Here is a 24,787-nt window from a genome sequence, read left to right on the forward strand (position 1 = left end):
CTGCTCGAGGGCTGCGCTACAGTTGAGCACGTGGTCAGATCTGCGACAGGCCGCCGTCGACCATCAACTCCACACCGTTGACATATTTCGCATCGGCAGACGCAAGAAACAGTGCCGACGAGGCGATTTCCTCAGGCTCGGCCATGTACCCCAACGGCGTGATCTGCTCGACGTGCTGACGCAGCGCGGCAACGTCGCTTTCGCTCATCTTCAAGCCGTTATCCATCAGCGGTGTACGAGTGAAGCCAGGGCTCAGGACATTCGCTCTGATCTTGCGACCTTTGAGTTCGTTGGCCCACGTCCTGGCAAAGGAACGTACCGCGGCTTTGGACGCGTTGTAGAGGCTCAGTCCTTCCATGCCATTGCTGGAACAGATAGAGGCCGTCAGTACGATCGAAGCGCCATTTTTCAACAACGGCATCAACGTCTGTACAGTAAAAAAGACGCCCTTTACGTTGATGTCGAACATGTTGAAATAGGCGGCCTCGGTGGTCTCGCCCAGCGGGTTCTTTTCACAAATACCCGCATTGGCAAACACTGAGTCCAGTTGATCGTCGTGCGCCTCAATCGTCGCCTTGAGCGCGTCCAGATCAACCTGGCGCGCGACATCGGAAATGACCGCGACCGCCCTGTCGCCAAGCTTGGCCACCGCAGCCTCCAGCGTGGCTGCAGAACGCCCGGTGATGTAAACGCGCCTGGCGCCCTCGGCAATCAAACCCTGTGCAATCGCAAATCCGATCCCGGTGGACGCGCCGGTGACGACTGCGACCTGATCAGCGAATTTACCTGACATAACTGACTCCTCGATTTCGGTTGTGTGGCTCGACCGGAACCACAGTGCGGCCATTTTGCGAGGAGGCAGGTGCGCACGGCACTGCCATAAATGAACATTGGCCGTTCATTTATGTGAGGCGTCAGCCAGGGTTTGATCGTTTAGATTGAAGTCAGCTGATTCAAAGCATGACCCGCAATCGAAAATATTCTGGAGCCGAAGGGTTTCAGAAAGGAGACCTTATGCCCGAGAAAATAGTAGCCCTTGCAGAACAGCGGCGCTGGCTGATGTTCGCCATCCTGTTGGTCGGTGCATTCTTGCCGCCGCTGGATTTTTTCATCGTGAACGTAGCGCTGCCTTCGATTCAGCAATCGCTAGGCACGGCCTCCTCTGCCGAACAGTTGATCATCTCTTCTTACGCGGCGCTGTATGCCGTGACACTGATCACCGGCGGACGGCTTGGTGACATCTTTGGCCGCATGAGAATGTTCTTCGTTGGCCTGATGGGCTTTGCCGTCGCCTCACTGATCTGCGGTGTCGCCGAGTCACCCTGGGTGTTGATCGCCGGACGCTCGCTGCAAGGCGTGACGGCCGCCGTCATGGCGCCGCAGGCACTCGCATCAGTGCAAGCGATATTCCCTGAGTCGGAAAAGCCCTTGGCGTTGAGCCTGTACGGTGCGGTGTTTGGTTTGGCGTCGGTAGTCGGCCAGGCACTTGGCGGGATTCTGATCTCGCTCAACCTGATGAACCTGGGCTGGCGGGCGATATTTCTGGTGAATTTACCGATTGCGGTGCTGGTCATTCTGATCGCCATCCCCGTGGTCAAGGAAACTCGCGCCCTCCAGACCAGCAAGCTGGATCTGGGTGGAACGCTGTTGTCGATGGTGACGCTTGCGGCGCTGATCGTTCCGCTGATCGAGGGACGTGAAGCGGGTTGGCCGTTGTGGGCCTGGCTGTCGCTGGCGGCGGTGCCACTGCTTGCCTGGCTGTTCTGGCGCTACGAAGCCCGTTTGTATCAAGCGCAAGGCGCGCCGTTGCTGAACCCTGCTGCACTGCGTGCGCCCGGGCTGGGCCGGGCATTGCTCGTCGCACTCACCTTCTACGCAATCGGTGTGTTCTTCCTGCTGTTTTCCATCTATTTACAGGGAGCGCTGCATACGAGCCCACTCAGTGCAGGTCTGGTCTTCCTTCCATTCGGCGCAGGTTTTTTGCTCGGGCCGCTCACCACCCATCTGTTCCGGCGTTTGCTGGGGTCTTATGTGAATCCCTTCGGAATGTCACTCGAAGTGCTGGGGTTCGTGCTATTGGCCTGGCTCGTGGCGCACACACCGACGGCCGTCACGCCCTCTGCTCTGTCTCTTGCCGTGATTCTCTTTCTGATCGGCTTCGGACAAGGACTGGCCCTTCCGACATTGATGCGCATGATCACAGGACGTGTGGCACCGGCGTATTCCGGCATGATTGCGGGCATCACCAGTTCCACCCTGCAAATCAGCACAGCACTGAGCGTGGCGATCATCGGTGGCATTTTTTACACGCTTCTGGGCAAGGACACGGACGCGGCGGCCATCACCCAAGCCTTCACCGTCGCCATACTGTGCATCGCTGCCTGTCTGGCCGTAGGCGCAGGACTGAGCCTGAGTCTGGCGCGCCAACCTGCTGCAGAGCTGCAAACGGCGGCCATGCACCCGGCAGAGTGAGTCAACCGCCTGCCTGAGTGCCGATCATGACGGAGGCCAGGTCGGCAAGCGCGCGCAGACTGTCCATCTGGCGCATGTCCTGGTGGTAGCCCATCCAAATGTCACGGCCTGGGGGTGGCTCACCTGAATCGATCAGACGCAGCGCCGTCAACTGGTCGCCCAAAGCGCGGGGCAATACCGCGACGCCCTGCCCCTGCGCACACATTTGCGCCTGGACTGTGCGGCTGCTACTGGTAAACACGGTACGCGCCAGAGGGTAACGCTGCTGCAGCCACTGCACGTCGGGATAATGAGACTGGGCAACACTCATGGTGATCAGACCCAGCCCGGCGCCCTGTGGCTCAGGGTCTGCAGATCCAACGGCTGCGTATAACCCGTAAGTCAGGGAGATCAGCTTGCGGTGCACGATATCGGGCTCGGTGAACGGAACGATGCGAAACGCGATGTCGGCGTCGCGGCGAGCCAGATCAAACAATCGATGCCCGGCGATGACCTCGGGCACGATCAACGGATAGCGCCGGGCCAGTTCACTCAGCACCGGGGCCAGCACATAACAGGCGAACCAGTCAGCGCAGGAAATGCGTAACACACCTTCTGGCTGTGTGCTGTCCCCCGCGAGGCGCCTTTCGATGGCCAACGCACTTTGCTCCATTTCCTGCGCGAGGCTGAGCAGCTTTTCTCCGCTTTCGGTCAGTACGAGACCTTGATTGGTACGCAGGAAAACGGGCTGGCCACTGGACTGTTCCAGCACCTGCAAGCGCCGTCCCACGGTCGGATGGCTGACCCCCAACAGCTTGGCGGCAGCGCCCAATGACCCGCTGCGGGCAATCGCGAGAAAGACCCGCACATCACTCCACTCCATGCTCTGCCCCCGTACAAAAATGAACAGTGAGAGTGCAGCAATGGCAGTGCCGTAGCAATCCCGTGCCCGACATACTTGTCTGCACTCACCGTCGTCGAATACCAACCGGAGACTGCAAATGAAGATTGGTTTTATCGGAGTGGGAAGCATGGGCAGAGCGATCATTCCACTGCTCGTCCGCGCTGGCCATCACGTCTCGGCATGGAACCGCAGTCACGCCGCGATCAGGGATCTCGAAGGCATCAGCGTTATCGAAACGCCGGCCTCGGCGTTCCAGCAAGAGGTGGTCATCACTCTTCTGGCCGATGATGTCGCCGTCAGGCAAGTGCTGCTCTCCAGCGCTGTTCTGGAAACTGCAGACAAAGCTTGCGTGCATGTCGTGATGTCGACCTTGTCGCCTTCGCTGATGTTGGAGTTGCAGCGCGAACATGAAGCCGTCGGCATGCCATTGATCGCGGCACCGGTTTTCGGCGTGCCCGCCGTCGCGGCCAAGGGCGAATTGAATATCCTGGCGGCCGGATCGCAGGCCGCTGTCTCGGCCGTCCAACCGCTGCTCGACCTGCTCGGGAAAAACACCTGGTATCTGGGCGATCAACCCGAACAGGCCTGTATCGCGAAAATCGCCGGCAACATGATGATCACCCAAGCCATCCAGTCGCTGGGCGAAGCCAGCGGACTCGTTCAACGCCACGGACTGAGCCCTTCGACTTTCATCAATCTCATGACCCAGACCCTGTTCGCCTGCCCCAGTTATCAACGTTATGGGCAGAACATCGTCAGCAGCCATTTTGAACCGGGTTTCAAACTGTCGCTTGGCCTCAAGGATATGAATCTGGCGATCGATGCGGGTCGTCTCAAGGGGCTGGAGTTGCCGGCGGCGGATGCCGTTCGATTGAAAATGAAGTCGGCGGTTGCCAGGGGGGATGGCGACAAGGACTGGTCGGTTTTCGCTCAGCAGACGAATCATTGAGAAGCTCTTTCGAACACCTGCCACGAGGTCATTCATGGAAAACTCCGACATCGCGCGTCAACTCACAACGTTCAGGAAAACCATCGACAATATCGACGCCGCCCTCATCCACCTGCTTGCGGAACGGTTTCGCTGTACCGATGAGGTCGGATTGCTCAAAGCCCGATATCAGTTGCCTGCGGTAGACGAGGCCAGAGAGCAGCAGCAATACCAGCGTCTGGCAGCACTAGCTCAGGAGGCCGAGCTGGATACGGCCATCGCGCAGAGGCTGATGCAATTAGTCATTGGCGAAGTGGTCGAGCGCCACAGGCAGATTGCCGCCAGGCATGCCCCGACACCCGCCAATAACCTTACCCCTCGGGCCTGACCCCGGCGCCACTTATCGAAGCAATCAGACGAGCAGAACCGCATGAAATGGCCAATGATCGAGCAAATTCGCAGCTTCACCGATTTACCCTCTGGCTACAGTTGGGATTACCTGAAACGTGAGGAGATCAATGCCGCGACAGATTTTTTCCGGACATGGTTTCCCTCCATTTCGGTGGGGTTGGCAAGCCCGTTTCTGGACCAGCAGTTCTACGCAGACAACGTGGTGCTCAAAGACGATCCGGAGCGAGGAATATTGGCTACCGTCGTCCGCCAGAACGATCAGATTGTCGCTATCGCCACGTGGGAAAAAATTGACGGTGCTGACGTTATTTTCGGGCGGGTCGGCGCGGTAGCAAAACCGCACAGACAAGCCAGACTGGCCGTTGCGGCCCAGGACCTGGGAGAAAAAATCGGCACGTTCATGGGCGCGGGGCTGATCTATGGCATGGCAACAACCCGCACGCCGTATATGCAACAAGCGCTGGAGCAAGCCGGCTACAAAGCGGTAGGGATAATGCCAGGTCTCGACCGGGAAGAAACAGCACCTGGAATCGTGCGCAGGGTTTACGAAGTCATCTATGTAAAACGGCTCGCGCCACACGCCGACTTTCTCATTCCTTCCATTCAGAATCTAACCCCTGTAGTCGCGCGACTTTACGCAGATATATTTCAAGGTGATGACGACACGAACTGACGAGCCAGCCTGATAACGAACCAACCATCGAAATGCTTCTGATCAGTAACGCTCCCGACTCGCGCCTTTTGCATCCTTCGAGGTAGCCACATTAGGTAATGAGTTCATAAAGACTCAGCAGCGGCTTAAAGCACCTGTGGGGTTGATTAATACAGGAGAAGTGAACTGAGTGGACGCCGCTCTGGCCCCTGAGTTAGCTTTCGTAACCGTTCTGACTTGGGGCTCCGCAATCATGACTGATCGTCAGATCATTGTTCCAGATGGCATGAGATTGATCTACGAGCGTGCTGGTTATGCACCAGCAGTAAAGGTAGGAAAAACGCTCTACTGCGCGGGTCAGGTAGGCAGGACGCCGGATTTATCCGTCATTGAAGACCCCGAGCAGCAGTTTTTAGCGGCATGGGACAATCTCAGGGTCGTTTTGGAGGCAGGTGGCTGTAAATTTGAAGATGTCGTAGAAATGACAACTTATCACGTTGATATGCACCGTCACATGCCAATTTTCAGACGCGTAAAGGATAAAGTCTTTCCGAGAAGCACTTGTGCATGGACTTGCATTGGTGTCAGTGAATTGGCTCGACCTGGCCTTCTCGTGGAGATCAAATGCGTCGCCGTAGAGCGATGAGTTTCTGACAAGCACCTGTATATCCAAATATTAAACCCACGTAATGCGGTAGTAGATCCGAAATTTTACCCGCCTGCGGAATCGGTCACCCAGAAAGGCAATGCCCGCGATCCGAAGAACCTGCTGGCGTTCTTCGACGATCCGCCGGCACCGGGGGCGGGACACCTACGTCGAAGACGAACTGTTCAAACGCGTCTACGACAAAGCAGATCCGGGGTTAAGAGACGCGATGGACCTGGCCTACCTGACCGGTCAAAGGGTCATAGACACCCGAATGATGGACGAATGGGACGTCCGAAATCGTAAGGGCAAGAAAGTGATGCCTACGAAGTGAATTGCGGACCACTGTCAAAATTGCGGACCGGAAACAAACAAGGGTTTGCATCAGCTTTCGCTCGCAAACCCTTGATTTAAGATGGTGCCCGAAGCCGGAATCGAACCGGCACGCCCTTACGAGCGGGGGATTTTAAGTCCCATGCGTCTACCAGTTTCGCCATTCGGGCGGTAGCGCGGTGTTGCGTTGCTCTGATGCCGGTTCGCGATCCTGACAGATTGCTGCCCGTTCAGCAGAGGGGGAAATATATACATCAGTCCCCGGTGAAGCAAGTTCGTAAAGCTTGTTTTGAAGACTAAACCCATCATTCAGATGGAAATAAAAAAGCTCCGTAAATCATGGATCTACGGAGCTTGTTTATAGTGGAGGCCGAGGTCGGAATCGAACCGGCGTCTACGGATTTGCAATCCGCTGCATAACCATTTTGCTACTCGGCCTCAAAACATTTGCTGTCAGTAGCGAAACAACAAACGTTGTACAAACTGGAGCGGGAAACGAGACTCGAACTCGCGACCCCGACCTTGGCAAGGTCGTGCTCTACCAACTGAGCTATTCCCGCTTGGTGTGGCGCATTCTATAGAAATCAGAAGCGCCGTCAACCCTTTGATTCAAAAAAGTTTTATTTCTTTTCAACATCGGTCTTCAGATGTGGCCAGGCAGCGCGAAGGTATTGAACCATCGACCACAGGGTCAGGCCGGCAGATACCATCAGCAACGTGTAACCAATGAAAACCCAGAAACTGAAATCCTTGGGATTGGCCAGGAGAATCACCAGCGCGAGCATTTGCGCAGCGGTTTTCCATTTACCCAGGTTCGATACGGCAACGTGCGCCCGCGCCCCCAGTTCGGCCATCCATTCACGCAACGCCGAAACGACAATCTCGCGACCGATGATGACGGCCGCCGGCAGTGTGAGCCACAGGTTTCCGTGTTCTTGCACCAGCAACACCAGCGCAACGGCGACCATCAGTTTGTCAGCGACAGGGTCCAGAAACGCGCCGAACGGCGTGCTTTGTTCCAGACGACGTGCCAGATAACCATCGAGCCAATCTGTCGCTGCGGCGAAGGCGAATACCGAACTTGAGGCCAGATAACTCCACTGGTAAGGCAAATAGAACAGCAAAATGAAGATCGGGATGAGCAGGACACGGAGAACGGTAATCAGATTAGGGATATTCATCGGCACAACTGGCTACGAGGTGAATGGGCATTCTACTCACTATGCAGGTTTGCATAAATCGACTCTGCTAGCTTTTTACTGATCCCCGGCGCTTTGGCGATCTCTTCGATGCTTGCACGAGACAGCTCCTGCAATCCACCAAAATGTTTCAACAAGTCCCTGCGTCGGGTTGGTCCTACGCCCGCTACGCCTTCCAGCGTAGACGTACGACGGGTTTTCCCGCGGCGAGCACGGTGTCCGGTGATCGCGAACCGGTGGGCCTCGTCACGGATCTGCTGGATCAGATGCAATGCCGGCGAGTCGCCGCGCAAGGTAAACTCATGCGCCGCATCATTCAGATACAACGTCTCGAACCCCGCCTTGCGTGTCGCGCCTTTCGCGACACCCAACAGGATCAGATCCGGCACGGCCAGTTCGTTGAGCACCTCGCGCGCCATCGACAACTGGCCCTTGCCACCGTCGACCAACAGAATATCCGGCAATTTGCCTTCCCCGTCCTTCAACTTGCTGAAGCGCCGGGTGAGCGCCTGATGCATGGCAGCATAGTCGTCGCCCGCCGTCACACCTTCGATGTTGTAGCGACGGTAATCCGACTTGATCGCCCCTTCCGGCCCGAAAACCACACAGGACGCCACGGTTGCCTCGCCACTGGAATGGCTGATGTCGTAGCACTCCAGGCGCTGCGGTGGCTCATCCAGATTCAGCACCTCGGCCAACGCCTCGAAGCGCGCCGCGACATGCTGACGGTTGGCCAGCCGGGCACCCAGTGCCTGTTCGGCGTTCGTCACCGCCAGTTGCTGCCAGCGCGCCCGCGTTCCGCGAACCCGATGGCTGATGCTCAGTTCGCGTCCCCGCAGTTCATGGATCGCCTCAATCAAGGCAGGAAAATCATCGTGCACGACGTTGACGATCAGCTCGCTTGGCAAGTCGCGCTCGGGGCTGCTGATGAAGTACTGACCGAGAAACGCGGCCATGACCTCTGAAACGTCCTCTTCGATGCCGACCTGCGGGAAGAAATTCTTGCTTCCCAGAACCCGCCCGCCCCGGACGCTGATCAAATGGACACAGGCCCCGCCCGGGTTGACGAATGCCGCGATCACGTCGATGTCACCCGTTCCGCCTTCCATGCTTTGCTGGTCCTGAACCCTGCGCAGCAATGCGATCTGGTCGCGCAACTCGGCGGCGCGTTCAAACTCAAGGTTGATCGCAGCCTCCTCCATCGCACTCGACAACTCGTTGGTCAACGCATGGCTACGCCCCTCCAGGAACATCACCGAGTGGCGAACATCTTCGGCGTACACTTGTGGCTCGACCAGCCCGACACATGGGGCCTTGCAGCGTTTGATCTGGTATTGCAGACAGGGACGCGTCCGGTTCTTGTAATAACTGTCTTCGCACTGGCGCACGAAAAACGTCTTTTGCAGAAGTGCCAGGCTTTCGCGAATGGCCCCGGCACTCGGGTAAGGTCCGAAATACTTGCCCTTGGCCTTTTTCGCGCCACGGTGAATGCTCAGTCTGGGGAATTGTCCGTCAGACAGAAACACGTACGGGTAGGACTTATCGTCGCGCAACAGGATGTTATAGGGAGGCCGCCACTCCTTGATCAGCGTCTGTTCAAGCAGCAGCGCTTCGGTCTCATTGGCCGTAATGGTGGTTTCGACCTGAGCGATTCGCCCCACCAGCGCAGCGGTCTTGGGCGCAAGTCCGGTTTTTCGAAAATAGCTGGCCAGACGCTTCTTGAGATTCTTGGCCTTGCCGACGTACAACAGACGCGCATCGGCATCGAACATGCGGTAAACGCCAGGGCGCCCGCTGACCGTCGACAGGAACGCGCCGGAATCGAATGTCTCAGTCATGATCAGGCGCTGGCATCGACCATGCCATGGCGCACGGCAAGCAACGTCAATTCGACATCACTGCTGATCGAAAGCTTCTCGAAAATGCGATAACGGTAGGTATTGACGGTCTTGGGCGAAAGACACAGCTTGTCGGAAATGATCTGTACCTTCTGACAGCCGACAATCATCAGGGCAATCTGGATTTCCCGCTCGGACAAGGCGTCGAACGGAGAATCATTGGTAGGCTGGAAGGACTTGATCGCCAGTTGCTGGGCAATCTGCGGGCTGATGTAGCGCTGACCGGCAAACACCAGGCGAATGGCCTGCACCATTTCCGGCAGCCCGGCGCCCTTGGTCAGGTAACCGGCCGCTCCGGCCTGCAGCAGCCGCGTCGGAAATGGATCTTCCTCGCACACGGTCACAGCGACGACCTTGATGTCCGGATGGCTGCGCAGCAGTTTGCGCGTGGCTTCCAGACCGCCGATGCCTGGCATCTTGACGTCCATCAGCACCACATCGGGCTTCAATTCACGGGCCTTGATGAGGGATTCTTCCCCGGACTCGGCCTGGCCTACCACCTGCAGGCCATCGATGTCGGCCAGCATACGTGTAATGCCTGTACGAACGAGATCATGGTCATCGACCACTAGCACCCTAATCAAGCAGACACCTCGCGATATGGTCTTATTGGGATGCCGAACACCTTAGCAAAAAGTGCCAGACAGACCTAGCGGCAAGCAAAATTTAAAAAGTTTCAATCCATCATTGAAGGCTTGCCGGATCTGCGTTTCAGAGCACATCTGTACTGAAATCCAGCTGCATTCGCAGGAAACATTCATCCTCGCCCTGCACAATCAATCTCTTTCTACGATAGAGGTTCTGCGCCGGATTGTTCTTGAAAACCGTGAGACGCAATGCCGGTCGGCGCTCCTTGCGCGCCATTGCAACAATCTGATCGATCGCCCAGGAACCTGCACCCTGCCTCTGAAAAGCCTCGCTGACCTGTAATTCGCGAATGTACAACGCTCGCCCGTCACGACTCAGACTGAAATAGCCTGCCACGACCCCCTCGCACTCGATCAACCAGTTGTCGCGACCGCCCCAGGCCAGATCAAATGCTTCGTCCTGCCACAACAGATCGTAGTGAATGTAGTAGCGGAGCATGTTCCGGCAGGTGATTTCTCGGGTAAACGGCAGGTCATCGGGCGTTGCCGGTCGCAAATCGAAACGCCCGTGCGCATCAACTTCTTTCAAGAAGATCTCCCTCCGCCATCTGTATCGACGACGTCTCAGCCCCGCGACGCCGAAAAAATGCAGAGTGTGTCATAGCCTTCGAAAGGCTCAAGCCATAGGTGCAGGCTTTGATACTCGATAGTATTTTCTGATTGCCGACGCGCCTCTGGCTCTAGTAAGCTCGCCGCATTCATCGGAGACATGCCATGTTCAACGCCATCGTACAGCTGCCTGCCACCCGCGCCCTGCGCTCGGTTGCGGCTGCCCGCGTGAACAGCGCTTGCGCTCCTGCGAGCTTTTATTTTGGGTATTGGTTTAGCCACTGGCGCGCCTGATACCCACACGGCGCCCATACAAACGGGTCGCCCACCAGAGAAATCTCAACCCCCGGTCGGCCTCCCGACCGGGGGTTTTGTTTTTTCAGGCCCCGAACTTTCAGCGACACCAAACATTTGAGGAATCACGACATGAACTACGCCACTTATTACCGCTACGACACCTTTGCCGCCTGGCGATTTAGCAGCCTCCGCTCGGGACAGCCTGCCGCCTCCGATCGGTCACCCGCAGGTGGCAAGCCAGCACACGTAGCCAATCCGGCCAACTGTCGAACACCCCAATAGGGCCGAGTCGGCGGGAAAGACCCGCGACCAGCCCAGGAAGACGCCAAATGAATTCGTCCGTTACTGCTCTGCCACTGTCCACCCTGAACCCGGCCAACGAAGCGTTGACCCAGCGCCTGCCCAGCTCGCTGCAGCTCAAACAGCAACTGCCCCTCGACACGGCCCTGAGCCTGCAAGTCGCTCATCATCGGCAGGCGATCCGTGCCATCCTCAACGGCGAAGACCAGCGATTGCTGATCGTCGTCGGTCCTTGCTCGATTCATGACCCGCAGTCCGCTCTGGAATACGCCGGCAAACTCGCCCGACTGGCCGATGACGTTGGTGAAGAGATGTTGCTGGTGATGCGCGCTTACGTCGAGAAGCCTCGCACCACCGTTGGCTGGAAAGGCCTGGCGTACGATCCGCATCTTGATGGCAGCGATGACATGGCCACCGGCCTGACACTGTCACGGGAACTGATGCTGGAAATGATCCGCCTCGGTCTGCCTGTTGCCACCGAACTGCTGCAACCCATGGCCGCCGGCTACTTCGATGACCTGCTCAGTTGGGTGGCCATCGGTGCGCGGACCACCGAATCCCAGATCCATCGCGAGATGGCAAGTGGACTGGGCATGCCGGTCGGTTTCAAGAATGGCACCGATGGCGGCGTCGCCATCGCCGTTGACGCCATGCGTTCGGCCGCTCACCCCCATCGTCATTTCGGGGTCGACAGCCAAGGGCATCCGGCAATCATCACGACTTCAGGCAATCCGGATACGCATCTGGTTCTGCGTGGAGGCCATAGAGGGCCGAATTACGACGCCGCCAGCGTTGCCCGAATCCATGGAGAACTCAACCGTTTGAAGATTCCGGGTCGAATCATGGTCGACTGCAGCCATGCCAACAGCGGCAAGGATCCATTGCGGCAACCTGAGGTGTTCAACGATGTGCTGGAACAGCGCCTTCAGGGAGATCGCACACTGGTTGGCATGATGATCGAGTCGCATCTGTTCGAAGGGTGCCAGCCATTGAGTGAGTCCTTGCGCTACGGAGTTTCGGTAACGGATGGTTGTCTGGGCTTCTCTGCCACGGAGCGTCTGCTGCTCGCTTCTGCCGAGCGTCTTCGCAAAACCTCCCTGACCTGAAATGAAACCAGCCTTCCGGAACGCATTGCATCCGGAAGGCTGCTCGGTCACCCCTGCACTCGTACCTGTGTCACATCGGATTCCTGGCTGACATCGTCCAGCCGCTCGACCGAATAGGACAATCGAACAGTCGTATCGACATGTTCACGCCAGAAACGATAGGGAACGATGAAGACCAGCGGCTCATTTCTCATCCCGCTGGTGATTTCACGATCATCGCGGTGAAAGTAGTGTTCACCATCGCACTTCAGATAAACCAGTTCACCCGCTTCAATCTGCGCATTACTGATCACCACGCTGACGCCATCCTGGGTGTCGTTTACGTCAAGCACCCCGCTCTGTGCTTCAAGCACCTGTGGCGCACACAGTTCCCTGCGTATCAGTGGAGCAATGGTGACGCTCAGGGTTCCCGACTCGCGTACCGCGCCACTTTTTTGCTCGATGACATAACGAACGAGCACTTCGTTACCAAGATGCGGCTCGATGAATCGAGGATCGATACCGAATACCAGCGGCATTCCAACCGCAAAGGATTCGACGACCAACCTGTCCCGGAAGCAGGCGTGTTCCGCCGGCCCTTGCCAGATCAGTTCCACCCGGTCACTGACCGACATTCCGGCATATGGCTGGAGAGTGACCGTGGTGCCATCGTTGACACGTGACGGATCCAGGTGTCCACCCACGGCATCGTCAACCGTGGGCGGTAGCAAACTGTATAAAACGTCCCCGACATTCAGCTGAATCCTGACGGAGCTTCGCGGCAAAAGCTGCTTTTTGCCGTGCAATGTCCAGAACACCTCCAGCGAACCGCCATCCAGCGCGGCGATATGAGCACTTCTGATAACGAAAACGATATCCCTCCCCAGCCGAGCCTCGCTGATCGATCGCGCAAACTCCTGTCGATACGGCGAACCCTCGCTATCCAGGCCATGCCAGCTCAACATCACTCTGTCACCGCACGCCATATCGGGATAAGGCGCGATCCGCACGATAACCCTGTCCAACGAAGGGTCCAGGACACCTCCTTGCGCCGGTTCGAGAATGGCCGGGGGCAAACTGCCCGGTTGCTCGTAGAAACATGTGTGCCCCGGTGAGTCAATCATCGTTACGGCTACAACTTCACTCTGTAACGCTTCACGCTCGTTCTGCCTGTTCATTCGTAGTTCCACTCCATGGAAACGCCCTGCAGCCGGTTTGCTGCGTCGAAGAACCCCTATTCAACCCGCCAGGCGAGAAAAATGATGTCGTCCAGATACTCGACGTACCGGCAGCAATCGCATCACACCAAGTAGGCAATGACGGAGCAAATACCTTGGGCAAGGCTAAAGATGTCCAAATATTCCGATCCGGATTTCAAACTTCAAGGATATTTCCTGCGCACACAGACCCGATTTCCGTCACCCAAGGAAGACGCGTCATACATCTGGAGCCCCGATACTGCTTTAGAGTGGCACCCGGCAACTATCGATGAACCTCCGCGATCAAGGATGAAAAATGCTACGGAACACCACCACTCTTTATCCCATCCTACTGGTGCATGGATTGTTCGGATTCGAGCGTATCGGCTCTTTTGAGCTGTTCCACGACGTAAGGCAAGCATTGAAGATCATGGGTGTTCAGGTTTTCGTGCCGCACTTGTCAGCCATTCACGACAACGAAGTACGAGGCGGACAGCTGCTTCGCCAGATCGATACCGTGCTCAGAGGCACCGGCGCTACAAAAGTCAACTTGATCGGGCACAGTCAGGGTGCACTCGCGGCTCGATACGCAGCAGCGCTTGCCCCACACAAGGTCGCATCCGTGACATCGGTCAGCGGGCCGAACCACGGTTCGGAACTTGCGGATTACCTGCGCAAGGCACTGATTCCCGGAAAACTCCCGGAGTCCGTCGCCCGGAAAGTGGCCACATTGTTTTGCGACTGGCTGTGCCTGCTCAATGGGACCGCGGCCCTGCCGCAGCATGCACTGGCCGCATTGAACGCCCTGACAACCGAAGGCGTCGGCGACTTCAATGACAAGTACCCGCAGGGTTTGCCGCAGAACTGGGGTGGCCAGGGCGCCGAGCAGGTCAATGAGGTGCGCTACTATTCCTGGAGCGGCATCGTGCCGACGATCAACCTGCAAAAGCCCGATCCGGTGCAAGACATCTGCCGGGCCCTCTCGCAGTACTTCATGACCGAGCCCTTGCAGAACGATGGCTTCGTCGGACGCTACAGCTCTCATCTGGGCACTGTGATTGGCTCCGATTATCCATTCGATCATTTGCGCAGCCTGGGTCGAACCGCGGGCAAGCATGTCGGCGCAGTCGATTCGATCCAGTTGTATGTCGAGCACGCCTTGCGCTTGCAGGCAGCCGGTCTCTGAAGGCTGGCATCCGGACGGAACTTTGCAAAGAAATCGGCCACTGAATCCGGTAGGCTTCACCTTTTACAGATTTGATTGGAGATTTTCCCCATGGCTAAAGCCACTGCTCGCCACATCCTGGTTTCCAGCGAAGACAAGTGCAACGAACTCAAGGCCCAGATCGAGGCCGGTGCGGATTTCGCTGAAGTCGCCAAGGCCAACTCCACCTGCCCGTCCAGCCGTCAGGGCGGCGATCTGGGCTCGTTCGGTCCGGGACAGATGGTCAAGGAATTCGACACTGTCGTGTTCAGTGCACCGATCAATGTCGTGCAAGGCCCGGTCAAGACTCAGTTCGGTTATCACCTGCTGGAAGTCACCAGTCGTCAGGACTGATTTTCGCCCACCCTGTTGCGTAACGGCCCGCCGGATGGCGGGCCGTTTTGTTCCGGACACACCATTTGGCTGGCGAACGGTGCGGCGCTCGCGTACAAATTGCGCTTATCGTTTACCCGGCTTTAAGGCTGACAATGCGACTGGCTTTCTCCACCTTGATGTTCACCGCCGCGGCTCTGCTGATGGGCGCCGCCGGGGTTAACGCTGCACCGCAACATGCCTTGACCGTGTATGGCGAGCCGGCGAAGTACCCGGCGAATTTCAGCCATTTCGATTACACCAATCCCCGCGCGCCCAAGGGCGGCACGATGCGTCGCTCGGCGATCGAGATCGGTCATTTCGACCATGTTCTTCCTTATATCGACAAAGGCATCGGCGTCACTCAGATCGACGGTCTGCTGTACTCCCCGCTGGCTCAACGTTCGTTGGATGAGCCGTATACCGTCTACGGACTGGTAGCGGAAAAAATGGAGCGTTCCGAAGACGGTCTGTCCCTGCGTTTCTTCATCAACCCCAAGGCACGCTTCGCTGACGGCAAGCCGATCACGGCCGAAGACGTGCGTTACACCTACGATCTGCTGATGACCCAGGGCAGCCTGCGTTATCGCACCCAGTTCGCCGACGTCAAAGGCGTTGAAGTCGAAGCGCCGCTGACGGTACGTTTCGACTTCAAGAGCAATGAAAACCGCACACTGCCTCTGGACATCGCCACCTTGCCGGTCTTCCCTGAGCACTGGTGGAAAACCCGCGATTTCGCAGGTGGTGGCGGCTTTGAACCGCCGCTGGGCAGCGGCCCGTACCGGGTCGGCAAGGTCGACTCCGGGCGCAGCATTACGTTCGAACGAAATCCCGACTGGTGGGGCAAGGACTTGCCCGTCAGCCGCGGGCTCTACAATTTCGACTACTTCAGCATCGAGTACTTCGGCGACACCGATGTCGCCCGGCAGGTACTGCGCGGCGGCGCCTATGACTACAACCGCGAATTCTCTGCCACCGGCTATTCCATCGGCTATGACAGCCCGGCCCTGAGTGACGGGCGTCTGCAGAAGGCTCACCTGGCCACCGAAGCTCCGCAGTCGGCCCAGGGCTTCGTGTTCAATCTGCAAAAACCGGTTTTCCAGGACCGCCGCGTGCGCCAGGCCCTGGCCATGCTCTGGGATTTCGAATGGAGCAACCGGCAGATGATGCGCAACATGTACATCCGCCAGCAGAGCTATTTTTCCAATACCGCCCTCGCCGCCCGTGAACTGCCGGATGCGGCCGAACTGAAGATTCTTGAACCGCTGCGCGGGAAGATCCCCGACGAGGTGTTCACTCAGGTGTTCGAAGCACCGAAAACCGACGGCAGCGGATTGATCCGCGACAAGCAGCTGCAGGCACTCGAACTGCTGGAACAGGCTGGCTGGAAGCCGGACGGCGACCGATTGGTCAACGACCAGGGCGAGCCGCTGAGCTTCACCTTCCTGGTCAGCCAGAACGGCATGGACCGGCTGCTGCTCCCTTATAAACGCACCTTGAAACAGATCGGCATCAACCTCGACATCCGCCGCATTGACTCCTCGCAATATGTGAACCGTCTGATGAGCCGCGACTACGACATGATCGTCACCGGTTACCCGGTCACCACGTCGCCGGGCGGTGAGCTGCTCAATTACTTTGGCTCCGCGTCAGCCAACGATCCTGGCGCCAACAACTACATGGTGCTGAAGAACCCGGCGGTCGACACCCTGATCAACGGCCTGATCCGCGCCTCGACCCAGTCTGACATGCTGCACTATGCCCACGCGTTGGACCGTGTGCTGCAATGGAACTATTACTGGATTCCAAACTACTACCCGCCGGGCACCTCGACCGTGTGGTGGAACCGCTTCGGTATTCCGACCGTGCAGGCAAGCAATGACGAAGCGATCGAGAGCTGGTGGGAAATCAGCAGCACGCCGCTGACCAACCAACAAATGACGGCCGAGAAAATCAGCCGTGGCAGACCCGGAGGGCCGCACTGATGTGGGCTTACATACTGCGGCGTCTGCTGCTGATCATCCCGACGCTGGTGATCATTCTGCTGGTCAATTTCGTGATCATCCAGGCCGCACCGGGCGGGCCGGTGGAACAGGCCATCGCCCATCTGCAAGGGATCGGCGGCGCCGGTGTCGGCGGCGGTGCGAGCGAAACCATGAGCGGCACCTCCCGCGCCAGTCGTGGCCTCGACCCGCAATTGATCAAGGACATCGAAAAACAGTACGGCTTCGACAAACCGGCCCATGAACGGCTGTGGTTGATGCTCAAGAACTACGCGCAGCTGGATTTCGGCAAGAGTTTCTTCCGCGGCGCGACGGTCACCGACCTGATCCTGCAAAAAATGCCGGTGACCATTTCCCTCGGGCTGTGGGCGACACTGATCACCTATCTGGTGTCGATCCCGCTGGGCATCCGCAAAGCCGTGCACCACGGCAGTCATTTCGATATCTGGAGCAGTACGGCGATCATCATCGGTTACGCGATGCCGGCGTTTCTGTTCGCCATGTTCCTGATCGTGGTGTTCGCCGGCGGTACGTCGCTGAACTGGTTTCCCGTACGCGGTCTGGTCTCGGACAACTTCGAATCATTGTCGACACTGGGCAAGATTGCCGACTACTTCTGGCACCTTGTTCTGCCGGTGACTGCGCTGGTGATCGGCGGTTTCGCAACCCTGACCATCCTCACCAAAAACTCGTTTCTCAACGAAATCACCCGTCAGTACGTGGTCACTGCCCGCGCCAAGGGTTTGAGCGAACGCCGGGTGCTGTACGGCCATGTGTTTCGCAACGCGATGCTGTTGGTGGTGTCGGGTATTCCCCAAGCCTTCATCAGCGTGTTTTTCGCGGGCTCCTTGCTGATCGAAGTGATCTTTTCCCTCGACGGTCTTGGACGCATGAGTTACGAAGCGGCCGTGTCACGAGACTATCCGGTGGTGTTCGGCTCGCTGTTCATCTTCACCCTGTTCGGCCTCCTGATAAAACTGATCGGCGACCTTTGCTACACGCTCGTTGATCCGCGCATCGACTTCGCCGCGAGGAACGCCTGATGTTCAAGCTCTCGCCTCTGGGCCGTCGCCGCTTCGAACGCTTCAAGAAAAACCGCCGGGGCTGGTGGTCGTTGTGGTTGTTCATTGGACTGTTCGTGATCAGCCTCGGTGGCGAGCTGATCGCCAACGACAAACCGCTGATCGTCAGTTATCAGGGCCAGTGGTACTTCCCGGTATTCAAGCGCCACACCGAACAGGAGTTCGGCGGGCAGCTGCCGTTCCAGGCCGATTACCGCAGTGACTATGTGCAGAACCTGATCCGCAAGGACGGTGGCTGGCTGCTGTTTCCGCCGATCCCGTTCAGTGACGACACACCCAATTACGACCTCGACAAACCGGCGCCAAGTGCGCCTACTTCGGTCAACTGGCTGGGCACCGACGATCAGGCGCGCGACGTGCTGGCCCGGGTGATCTTCGGGGCGCGGGTGTCGATCCTGTTCGCCCTGATGCTGACCTTCGTCAGTGCCCTGATCGGCATCGCGGCCGGAGCCCTGCAAGGCTACTACGGTGGCTGGGTCGACTTGATGGGCCAGCGCCTGCTCGAAGTCTGGTCGGGATTGCCGGTGCTGTACCTGCTGATCATTCTGTCGGGGTTCGTCGAGCCGAACTTCTGGTGGTTGCTGGGGATCATGGCGCTGTTTTCCTGGCTGGCGCTGGTGGACGTAGTGCGCGCCGAGTTCCTGCGCGGGCGCAACCTGGAATACGTCAAGGCAGCGCGGGCGCTGGGCCTGACCGACCGCAAGGTAATCTTCCGGCACATCCTGCCCAACGCAATGAATGCCACGTTGAGTTACCTGCCGTTCATTCTGACCGGGGCCATTTCCACCCTGACTGCGCTGGATTTCCTGGGTTTCGGCATGCCCGCCGGAAGCGCCTCGCTGGGCGAGCTGATCGGCCAGGGCAAGCAGAACCTGCAGGCACCCTGGCTCGGATTGACCGCATTTTTCACCCTCGCGCTGATTCTTTCCTTGTTGGTATTCATTGGCGAAGCGCTGCGCGATGCCTTTGACCCGCGCTCATGAACGGATCCTTGAAATGACTGACAACCTGATCGAAATCCGTGACCTCAGCGTCGCCTTCCATGGCCAGACCGTGGTGCGCAACCTGTGCCTGGACATCCGCCCCGGCGAGTGTCTGGCGCTGGTTGGCGAATCGGGCTCGGGTAAATCGGTGACGGCCCATTCGATCCTGCAACTGCTCCCGGATAGCGAAGCCCAAACCACGGGCAGTATCCGCTATCGAAGCCAGGAACTGGTCGGTGCCGACCCCAAGACCTTGCGCGACCTGCGGGGCAACCGCATCGCCATGATCTTCCAGGAGCCGATGACCTCGCTCAATCCGTTGCACACCATCGAAAAGCAGATCGGTGAGACCCTGCTGCTGCACCGAGGCATGGGCGGTAAAGAAGCGCAGAAACGCATTCTCGAACTGCTCGAACTGGTGGGCATCCAGAAACCGAAAGACCGGTTGAAGGCTTACCCCCATCAATTGTCCGGCGGCCAGCGGCAACGGGTCATGATTGCAATGGCCCTGGCCTGCGAACCGGAACTGTTGATCGCCGACGAACCGACCACGGCGCTCGACGTCACCGTGCAGCGCAAGATCCTGCTGCTGCTCAAGTCCCTGCAACAACGCCTTGGCATGTCGCTGCTGCTGATCAGCCATGACCTCAATCTGGTGCGCAGCATCGCCCAACGGGTGTGCGTGATGAAGGCCGGGGAAATCGTCGAGCAGGCGCCTTGCGAAACCTTGTTCACGCAACCAAAGCATCCTTACAGCTGCGTGTTGCTCAATGCCGAACCCGAAGGCGAAGCCCTGCCCCGGGACGAACGGGAAAACGTGCTGGAAGTCGACGACCTGCGGGTCGATTTCGTGGTCGGTGGCGGACTGTTTCAGCGCAAGCAGTATCTGCGCGCGGTGGACGGCATCAGCCTGAACATCCAGCGCGGCAAGACCCTGGGCATCGTCGGCGAGTCCGGTTCGGGCAAGTCGACGCTGGGTCAGGCGATCCTGCGCCTGCTCGATTCCGAAGGCAGCATCCGTTTTCAGGGCGAGTCCCTCGACGGCCTCAACCAGAAACAGCTGCGCCCATGGCGCCGGCAGATGCAGGTGGTGTTTCAGGACCCGTTCGGCAGCCTCAGCCCGCGCATGTCGGTGGCGCAGATCATCAGCGAAGGGCTCGAGGTGCATTGTCAGTCCACGGCTGACGAGTGCGACGACCAGGTGATCCGCGTGCTCAAGGAAGTCGGCCTCGACCCCGAAAGCCGTCATCGCTACCCCCATGAATTTTCCGGCGGCCAACGCCAGCGTATTGCGATTGCACGGGCACTGGTGCTCAAACCGGCGCTGATCCTGCTCGACGAGCCGACTTCGGCGCTGGACCGCACGGTGCAGAAACAAGTGGTCGCCCTGCTCCGCCAGCTTCAGGAAAAACATGGCCTGACCTACTTGTTCATCAGCCACGACCTGGCGGTGGTGCGCGCGCTGGCCCACGACATGATCGTGATCAAGGACGGCAAGGTGGTCGAACGCGGCGCCAGCCATGACGTGTTCGATTCGCCACAGCATCCCTATACCAAAGAGCTGTTGGCGGCGGCGCATCCGGGATAGGCATAATCGGCGCCAACCTTTGAACCGCGCTGCGGCTATCGCTGGCAAGCCAGCTCCCACAGGGTTTTTGGTCGCTCACAAATGTCATGTACCCCCGATAAACCTGTGGGAGCTGGCTTGCCGGCGATAGGGCCAGGCCTGGCGCCACACATTCAGGATCAGTCAGATGAACACCACCGAAAGCCTCAAGGATTACCAACGGGTTCGCACGCTGGCGATCCGTTCGTTGTTCGAGATCATCGAGCAATCCAGTGAAGGCACGGTGATTGTCGATCGCGATGCGAATATCGTCTGGATGAACGAGCGCTACGCCCGACGCTTCGGTCTCGACTGCGCCGCAGGCGCCATCGGCAAGCCTTGTGAAAGCGTGATTCCCGGCAGCCTGTTGCGTGAGGTGGTACGCACCGGGCGACCGATTCTGTTGGACATGCAGGACACCCCGAAAGAGCCGTTAGTGGTGATGCGCCTGCCGATTCATGACGATGCCGGCGCGGTGATCGGCGCCATCGGTTTCGCCCTGTTCGACGAATTGCGCACGCTGTCGCCGATGCTCAAGCGCTACCAGAGCATGCAGGAAGAACTGGCCTCGACCCGTTCGCTGTTGCGCGCAAGACAGACCCGATACAACTTTGCCCATTTCATCGGCACCAGTGCGGCCAGTCTGGAAGCCAAACGTCGGGCCCGTCGCAGCGCCAGCGCCGAGTCGCCGGTTCTGCTGCTGGGCGAGACCGGCAGTGGCAAGGAGTTGCTGGCGCAAGCCATCCACGGTGCCTCGCCCCGGGCGCACAAGGCGTTCGTCAGCATCAACAGTGCGGCGATTCCCGAAGCGTTGCTCGAAGCGGAGTTCTTCGGTACCGCGCCAGGCGCCTTCACGGGCGCCGACCGCAAGGGCCGCATCGGCAAGTTGCAGGTTGCCCAGGGCGGGACGCTGTTTCTCGACGAAATCGGCGACATGCCGCTGCCGCTGCAAAGCAAATTGCTGCGGGTGTTGCAGGAAAAGGAATTCGAACCCGTAGGCTCCAACGAGGTGATCCAGAGCGATGTGCGAGTGATTGCTGCGACCTCGACGGATCTGGAAGCAGCGATCAAGCGTGGCGAATTTCGCGCCGACTTGTACTACCGGCTCAACGTACTGCCGATTCAGGTGCCGCCGCTGCGTGAGCGTCTGGACGATCTGCCGGCACTCAGCGAAGCGATTCTGGAGGAATTGCGCAGTCAGCATGAACTCAACCGCGATGCGCTGGAGCTTCTGGGTCAGCATGCCTGGCCAGGGAATATCCGCGAGTTGCGCAATGTCCTTGAGCGCGCGGCGCTGCTCAGTGATGACTTGATGCTCACGGCGGACGACATTCGTTCTGCAATCGGTACGTTCACCCCCGTCGAGCGCGCACTGACGCACTTGTCAGAACCTGTAGCCCACGAAACGTTCAGCCAGGCGCGGGAGCGTTTTGACCGGCAGCTGATTCAGTCGACCCTCGCGCAATGCGGGGGCAGAGTCATTGAAGCCGCTGAGCGACTGGGGCTTGGGCGCTCGACGTTGTACAAGAAGATGATTGCGCTGGGGATTACGGAGTCTCAATAAAGAGACTTCATTCTCTAAATCAAGACCACATCAAAAGCTTCGCGGGCAAGCCCGCTCCCACAGGGGAATGCGATCAACTGTGGGAGCGGGCTTGCCCGCGAAAGCGCCCGCCCAGACACAAAAATCTCTGAAACGAGACAATCTTCTCTGATCCAAGCCTTAAGCCAACATTTTTTCGTTATATTTCAAATAGTTAGGCATCTGGCACAGTTCTCGCTAAAGCCCCTCCCGCACCCGTTTCACCCACAAAAATAACAATCGAAGGAGCACACCATGAGTGTGATCATCGCCTTGGCAGCCCTCGCGCTGCTGATGCTCGCAGCCTACCGTGGCTACAGCGTTATCCTTTTTGCTCCGATCGCCGCCCTCGGCGCTGTCCTGCTCACCGACCCGTCCGCCGTCGCCCCGGCCTTTACCGGGGTGTTCATGGAGAAAATGGTCGGCTTCATCAAACTCTACTTTCCCGTGTTCCTGCTCGGCGCCGTGTTCGGCAAGCTGATCGAGCTGTCGGGTTTCTCGCGTTCGATTGTCGCGGCGGCCATTCGCTTGCTCGGTACCCGCCAGGCGATGCTGGTCATCGTGCTGGTCTGCGCCCTGCTCACTTATGGCGGTGTATCGCTGTTCGTCGTCGTGTTTGCGGTCTACCCGTTCGCAGCGGAAATGTTCCGTCAGAGCAACATCCCCAAGCGCCTGATCCCGGCGACCATCGCCCTCGGCGCGTTCTCGTTCACCATGGACGCCCTGCCCGGTACGCCACAGATCCAGAACATCATCCCCAGCACCTTCTTCAACACCACCGCCTGGGCGGCGCCGTGGCTGGGTGTGATCGGCACGGTTTTCGTGTTTTGCGCCGGCATGCTGTTTCTCCAGCGCCAGCGCAACAAGGCCCGGCACGCCGGCGAAGGCTACGGCACCGAACTGCGTAACGAACCGGAAACCGCCGAAGACCTGAAATTGCCCAACCCGTGGATTGCTCTGTCTCCGCTGCTGGCGGTGGGCATCATGAACCTGCTGTTCACCCAGTGGATTCCGCAGTGGTACGGCAAGACCCACAGCCTCGCGCTGCCGGGCATGGCCGCGCCGGTCACCACCGAAATCGCAAAGTTGACGGCGATCTGGGCAGTACAGGCTGCTTTGCTGGTGGGCATCCTGATGGTGCTGGCATTCGGTTTCAAAGCGATCAAAAGCAAACTCGCCGAGGGCAGCAAAAGCGCGGTCAGCGGTGCATTGCTGGCAGCGATGAACACCGCCTCGGAATACGGTTTCGGCGCGGTCATCGCCTCGTTGCCGGGGTTTCTGGTGCTGGCCGACTGGCTCAAGGGCATCCCGAATCCGCTGGTCAATGAAGCGATCACCGTCACGCTGCTGGCCGGCATCACCGGTTCTGCTTCGGGCGGCATGAGCATCGCCCTGGCGGCGATGTCCGAACAGTTCATCAACGCCGCCCACGCCGCCAACATTCCCCTGGAGGTGCTGCACCGGGTAGCCGCGATGGCCAGCGGCGGCATGGACACCCTGCCGCACAACGGCGCGGTGATCACCCTCCTGGCTGTGACCGGCCTGACCCACCGTGAGGCCTACAAGGACATTTTCTGTATTACGCTGATCAAGACCCTGGCGGTTTTCGCGGTCATCGGCACTTTCTACGCCACTGGCATTGTGTGAGGTATTCATGACGACTCTTACGGGCAAGACCGCACTGGTCACCGGCTCCACCAGCGGCATCGGACTGGGCATTGCGCTGACGCTGGCCAGGGCCGGCGCCAACCTGATCCTGAACGGCTTTGGCGATGCCTCGAAGGTGATCGCCGAAGTCGGGCAGTTCGGCGGCAAGGTCGGCCATCACCCGGCAGACGTCAGCAGCCCCGAGCAGATTGCCGAGATGATCGCCTACGCCGAGCGCGAATTCGGTGGTGTGGACATTCTGGTCAATAACGCCGGCATTCAGCACGTCGCGGCGGTTGAAGAGTTCCCGGTGGAACGCTGGGATTCGATCATCGCCATCAACCTGTCGTCCGTGTTTCACAGTACGCGTTTGAGCCTGCCGGGCATGCGCGCCAAAGGTTGGGGACGGATCATCAACATCGCGTCGGTGCACGGGCTGGTCGGATCCACCGGCAAGGCGGCGTATGTGGCAGCCAAGCATGGCGTGATCGGGCTGACCAAAGTGGTTGGCCTGGAAACCGCCGCCAGCAACATTACCTGCAATGCCATTTGCCCGGGCTGGGTGCTGACGCCGCTGGTGCAAAAGCAGATCGATGATCGTGCGGCCAAAGGTGTCGATCCGCAGCAGGCGCAGCACGATTTGCTCGCCGAGAAGCAGCCGTCGCTGGAATTCGTCACCCCTGAACACCTGGGGGAACTGGTGCTGTTCCTGTCCAGCGAGGCCGGCAGTCAGGTGCGCGGTGCTGCATGGAACATCGATGGTGGCTGGCTCGCGCAGTAAGCTTGCAACTGATCGCTCCCACCCTGTC

At 58.6% G+C, this 24,787-nt stretch carries 22 protein-coding genes and 3 tRNA genes; 15 read left to right on the forward strand and 10 right to left on the reverse strand.

The features are described 5' to 3' along the window. Positions 1-34: 34 nt before the first annotated feature. On the reverse strand, positions 35-793 hold the full coding sequence (locus tag NWV16_RS14815; RefSeq protein ID WP_260519654.1) for an SDR family oxidoreductase: 759 nt from the start codon (positions 791-793) through the stop codon (positions 35-37). 221 nt (positions 794-1,014) lie between these two features. Between NWV16_RS14815 and NWV16_RS14820 the strand changes: the two genes are divergently transcribed. Further along, positions 1,015-2,472, forward strand: a complete 1,458-nt coding sequence (locus NWV16_RS14820; RefSeq protein WP_260519655.1) for an MFS transporter — start codon at positions 1,015-1,017, stop codon at positions 2,470-2,472. A gap of 1 nt (position 2,473) precedes the next feature. Here the strand turns inward: NWV16_RS14820 and NWV16_RS14825 are convergent, their stop codons facing one another. Further along, on the reverse strand, positions 2,474-3,334 hold the full coding sequence (locus NWV16_RS14825) for a LysR family transcriptional regulator (RefSeq protein ID WP_260519656.1): 861 nt from the start codon (positions 3,332-3,334) through the stop codon (positions 2,474-2,476). A 118-nt stretch (positions 3,335-3,452) separates the two neighbouring features. On the opposite strand from NWV16_RS14825, the gene NWV16_RS14830 reads away from it, so the two are divergent. The 4 genes from NWV16_RS14830 to NWV16_RS14845 all read left to right on the forward strand — a co-directional run bounded on the left by NWV16_RS14830 (position 3,453) and on the right by NWV16_RS14845 (position 5,992). Further along, entirely contained in the window at positions 3,453-4,304 is an 852-nt protein-coding gene (locus tag NWV16_RS14830) for an NAD(P)-dependent oxidoreductase (protein WP_260519657.1), read from the forward strand. Between the two features lie 34 nt (positions 4,305-4,338). Next, on the forward strand, positions 4,339-4,671 hold the full coding sequence (locus tag NWV16_RS14835) for a chorismate mutase (RefSeq protein ID WP_260519658.1): 333 nt from the start codon (positions 4,339-4,341) through the stop codon (positions 4,669-4,671). Positions 4,672-4,713: 42 nt separating this feature from the next. Further along, positions 4,714-5,367 carry a hypothetical protein gene (locus NWV16_RS14840; RefSeq protein ID WP_260519659.1) on the forward strand — a complete coding sequence of 218 codons (654 nt, stop codon included), beginning with the start codon at positions 4,714-4,716 and terminating at the stop codon, positions 5,365-5,367. Positions 5,368-5,599: 232 nt separating this feature from the next. Continuing rightward, positions 5,600-5,992 (forward strand): RidA family protein, encoded by a 393-nt coding sequence (locus NWV16_RS14845; RefSeq protein WP_260519660.1) that lies wholly within the window; start codon positions 5,600-5,602, stop codon positions 5,990-5,992. A gap of 416 nt (positions 5,993-6,408) precedes the next feature. Here NWV16_RS14845 and NWV16_RS14855 read toward each other — a convergent pair. The 7 genes from NWV16_RS14855 to NWV16_RS14885 all read right to left on the reverse strand — a co-directional run bounded on the left by NWV16_RS14855 (position 6,409) and on the right by NWV16_RS14885 (position 10,598). Continuing rightward, positions 6,409-6,495: transfer RNA gene (locus NWV16_RS14855), tRNA-Leu, on the reverse strand. A 194-nt stretch (positions 6,496-6,689) separates the two neighbouring features. Further along, a tRNA-Cys gene (locus tag NWV16_RS14860) sits at positions 6,690-6,763 on the reverse strand. Between the two features lie 46 nt (positions 6,764-6,809). After that, positions 6,810-6,885: transfer RNA gene (locus NWV16_RS14865), tRNA-Gly, on the reverse strand. 60 nt (positions 6,886-6,945) lie between these two features. Then, on the reverse strand, positions 6,946-7,506 hold the full coding sequence (gene pgsA, locus NWV16_RS14870) for a CDP-diacylglycerol--glycerol-3-phosphate 3-phosphatidyltransferase (RefSeq protein WP_065260513.1): 561 nt from the start codon (positions 7,504-7,506) through the stop codon (positions 6,946-6,948). 32 nt (positions 7,507-7,538) lie between these two features. Next, complete coding sequence (gene uvrC / locus NWV16_RS14875; protein WP_065260514.1) at positions 7,539-9,362, reverse strand: excinuclease ABC subunit UvrC; 1,824 nt, start codon at positions 9,360-9,362, stop codon at positions 7,539-7,541. Between the two features lie 2 nt (positions 9,363-9,364). Beyond that, positions 9,365-10,006 carry a UvrY/SirA/GacA family response regulator transcription factor gene (uvrY, locus tag NWV16_RS14880; protein ID WP_024012761.1) on the reverse strand — a complete coding sequence of 214 codons (642 nt, stop codon included), beginning with the start codon at positions 10,004-10,006 and terminating at the stop codon, positions 9,365-9,367. A gap of 127 nt (positions 10,007-10,133) precedes the next feature. Further along, positions 10,134-10,598, reverse strand: a complete 465-nt coding sequence (locus NWV16_RS14885) for a GNAT family N-acetyltransferase (RefSeq protein ID WP_409519303.1) — start codon at positions 10,596-10,598, stop codon at positions 10,134-10,136. 646 nt (positions 10,599-11,244) lie between these two features. On the opposite strand from NWV16_RS14885, the gene NWV16_RS14890 reads away from it, so the two are divergent. Continuing rightward, on the forward strand, positions 11,245-12,321 hold the full coding sequence (locus tag NWV16_RS14890) for a 3-deoxy-7-phosphoheptulonate synthase (RefSeq protein WP_260519661.1): 1,077 nt from the start codon (positions 11,245-11,247) through the stop codon (positions 12,319-12,321). A 47-nt stretch (positions 12,322-12,368) separates the two neighbouring features. On the opposite strand, the gene NWV16_RS14895 is transcribed toward NWV16_RS14890, so the two are convergent. Beyond that, positions 12,369-13,478 (reverse strand): hypothetical protein, encoded by a 1,110-nt coding sequence (locus NWV16_RS14895; RefSeq protein WP_260519662.1) that lies wholly within the window; start codon positions 13,476-13,478, stop codon positions 12,369-12,371. 337 nt (positions 13,479-13,815) lie between these two features. On the opposite strand from NWV16_RS14895, the gene NWV16_RS14900 reads away from it, so the two are divergent. The 9 genes from NWV16_RS14900 (at position 13,816) to hbdH (ending at position 24,759) form a co-directional block, all read left to right on the forward strand. Beyond that, on the forward strand, positions 13,816-14,685 hold the full coding sequence (locus NWV16_RS14900) for an esterase/lipase family protein (RefSeq protein WP_260519663.1): 870 nt from the start codon (positions 13,816-13,818) through the stop codon (positions 14,683-14,685). Positions 14,686-14,775: 90 nt separating this feature from the next. Further along, a complete protein-coding gene (locus NWV16_RS14905; RefSeq protein ID WP_041478733.1) occupies positions 14,776-15,057 on the forward strand; it encodes a peptidylprolyl isomerase in 282 nt (93 codons plus the stop codon). Between the two features lie 134 nt (positions 15,058-15,191). Continuing rightward, positions 15,192-17,060 carry an extracellular solute-binding protein gene (locus NWV16_RS14910; RefSeq protein WP_260519664.1) on the forward strand — a complete coding sequence of 623 codons (1,869 nt, stop codon included), beginning with the start codon at positions 15,192-15,194 and terminating at the stop codon, positions 17,058-17,060. Further along, complete coding sequence (locus tag NWV16_RS14915; RefSeq protein ID WP_260519665.1) at positions 17,060-18,121, forward strand: microcin C ABC transporter permease YejB; 1,062 nt, start codon at positions 17,060-17,062, stop codon at positions 18,119-18,121. Before NWV16_RS14910 ends, NWV16_RS14915 begins: the two co-directional genes overlap by 1 nt. Further along, positions 18,121-19,143, forward strand: coding sequence for an ABC transporter permease (locus NWV16_RS14920; protein WP_260519666.1), 1,023 nt, complete (start codon positions 18,121-18,123; stop codon positions 19,141-19,143). The genes NWV16_RS14915 and NWV16_RS14920 overlap by 1 nt, the downstream gene beginning before the upstream one ends. A gap of 13 nt (positions 19,144-19,156) precedes the next feature. Continuing rightward, the gene (locus NWV16_RS14925) at positions 19,157-20,731 is read left to right on the forward strand and encodes an ABC transporter ATP-binding protein (protein ID WP_260519667.1); all 1,575 of its coding nucleotides are present in this window, start codon (positions 19,157-19,159) and stop codon (positions 20,729-20,731) included. 166 nt (positions 20,732-20,897) lie between these two features. After that, positions 20,898-22,313, forward strand: coding sequence for a sigma-54-dependent Fis family transcriptional regulator (locus tag NWV16_RS14930; RefSeq protein WP_260519668.1), 1,416 nt, complete (start codon positions 20,898-20,900; stop codon positions 22,311-22,313). Positions 22,314-22,586: 273 nt separating this feature from the next. Then, a complete protein-coding gene (locus NWV16_RS14935; RefSeq protein ID WP_260519669.1) occupies positions 22,587-23,978 on the forward strand; it encodes a GntP family permease in 1,392 nt (463 codons plus the stop codon). A 7-nt stretch (positions 23,979-23,985) separates the two neighbouring features. Beyond that, positions 23,986-24,759: a 3-hydroxybutyrate dehydrogenase gene (gene hbdH / locus NWV16_RS14940; RefSeq protein WP_260519670.1), complete on the forward strand. Its 774-nt coding sequence runs from the start codon at positions 23,986-23,988 to the stop codon at positions 24,757-24,759. Positions 24,760-24,787 lie beyond the last annotated feature (28 nt).

This window comes from Pseudomonas sp. BW7P1 (genome assembly GCF_024981055.1).
Lineage (GTDB): Bacteria > Pseudomonadota > Gammaproteobacteria > Pseudomonadales > Pseudomonadaceae > Aquipseudomonas > Aquipseudomonas bananamidigenes.

What these genes read in the sequence shown, in the direction of transcription:
- NWV16_RS14915 (WP_260519665.1), top strand. Translation starts at nt 17,060, where the DNA reads ATGTGGGCTTACATACTGCGGCGTCTGCTGCTGATCATCCCGACGCTG.
- NWV16_RS14920 (WP_260519666.1), top strand. Translation starts at nt 18,121, where the DNA reads ATGTTCAAGCTCTCGCCTCTGGGCCGTCGCCGCTTCGAACGCTTCAAG.
- NWV16_RS14935 (WP_260519669.1), top strand. Translation starts at nt 22,587, where the DNA reads ATGAGTGTGATCATCGCCTTGGCAGCCCTCGCGCTGCTGATGCTCGCA.
- NWV16_RS14895 (WP_260519662.1), bottom strand. Translation starts at nt 13,478, where the DNA reads ATGAACAGGCAGAACGAGCGTGAAGCGTTACAGAGTGAAGTTGTAGCC.
- NWV16_RS14910 (WP_260519664.1), top strand. Translation starts at nt 15,192, where the DNA reads ATGCGACTGGCTTTCTCCACCTTGATGTTCACCGCCGCGGCTCTGCTG.
- NWV16_RS14890 (WP_260519661.1), top strand. Translation starts at nt 11,245, where the DNA reads ATGAATTCGTCCGTTACTGCTCTGCCACTGTCCACCCTGAACCCGGCC.
- NWV16_RS14900 (WP_260519663.1), top strand. Translation starts at nt 13,816, where the DNA reads ATGCTACGGAACACCACCACTCTTTATCCCATCCTACTGGTGCATGGA.
- NWV16_RS14925 (WP_260519667.1), top strand. Translation starts at nt 19,157, where the DNA reads ATGACTGACAACCTGATCGAAATCCGTGACCTCAGCGTCGCCTTCCAT.
- NWV16_RS14905 (WP_041478733.1), top strand. Translation starts at nt 14,776, where the DNA reads ATGGCTAAAGCCACTGCTCGCCACATCCTGGTTTCCAGCGAAGACAAG.
- hbdH (WP_260519670.1), top strand. Translation starts at nt 23,986, where the DNA reads ATGACGACTCTTACGGGCAAGACCGCACTGGTCACCGGCTCCACCAGC.
- NWV16_RS14815 (WP_260519654.1), bottom strand. Translation starts at nt 793, where the DNA reads ATGTCAGGTAAATTCGCTGATCAGGTCGCAGTCGTCACCGGCGCGTCC.
- pgsA (WP_065260513.1), bottom strand. Translation starts at nt 7,506, where the DNA reads ATGAATATCCCTAATCTGATTACCGTTCTCCGTGTCCTGCTCATCCCG.
- NWV16_RS14840 (WP_260519659.1), top strand. Translation starts at nt 4,714, where the DNA reads ATGAAATGGCCAATGATCGAGCAAATTCGCAGCTTCACCGATTTACCC.
- uvrC (WP_065260514.1), bottom strand. Translation starts at nt 9,362, where the DNA reads ATGACTGAGACATTCGATTCCGGCGCGTTCCTGTCGACGGTCAGCGGG.
- NWV16_RS14830 (WP_260519657.1), top strand. Translation starts at nt 3,453, where the DNA reads ATGAAGATTGGTTTTATCGGAGTGGGAAGCATGGGCAGAGCGATCATT.
- NWV16_RS14835 (WP_260519658.1), top strand. Translation starts at nt 4,339, where the DNA reads ATGGAAAACTCCGACATCGCGCGTCAACTCACAACGTTCAGGAAAACC.
- NWV16_RS14845 (WP_260519660.1), top strand. Translation starts at nt 5,600, where the DNA reads ATGACTGATCGTCAGATCATTGTTCCAGATGGCATGAGATTGATCTAC.
- NWV16_RS14930 (WP_260519668.1), top strand. Translation starts at nt 20,898, where the DNA reads ATGAACACCACCGAAAGCCTCAAGGATTACCAACGGGTTCGCACGCTG.
- NWV16_RS14825 (WP_260519656.1), bottom strand. Translation starts at nt 3,334, where the DNA reads ATGGAGTGGAGTGATGTGCGGGTCTTTCTCGCGATTGCCCGCAGCGGG.
- NWV16_RS14820 (WP_260519655.1), top strand. Translation starts at nt 1,015, where the DNA reads ATGCCCGAGAAAATAGTAGCCCTTGCAGAACAGCGGCGCTGGCTGATG.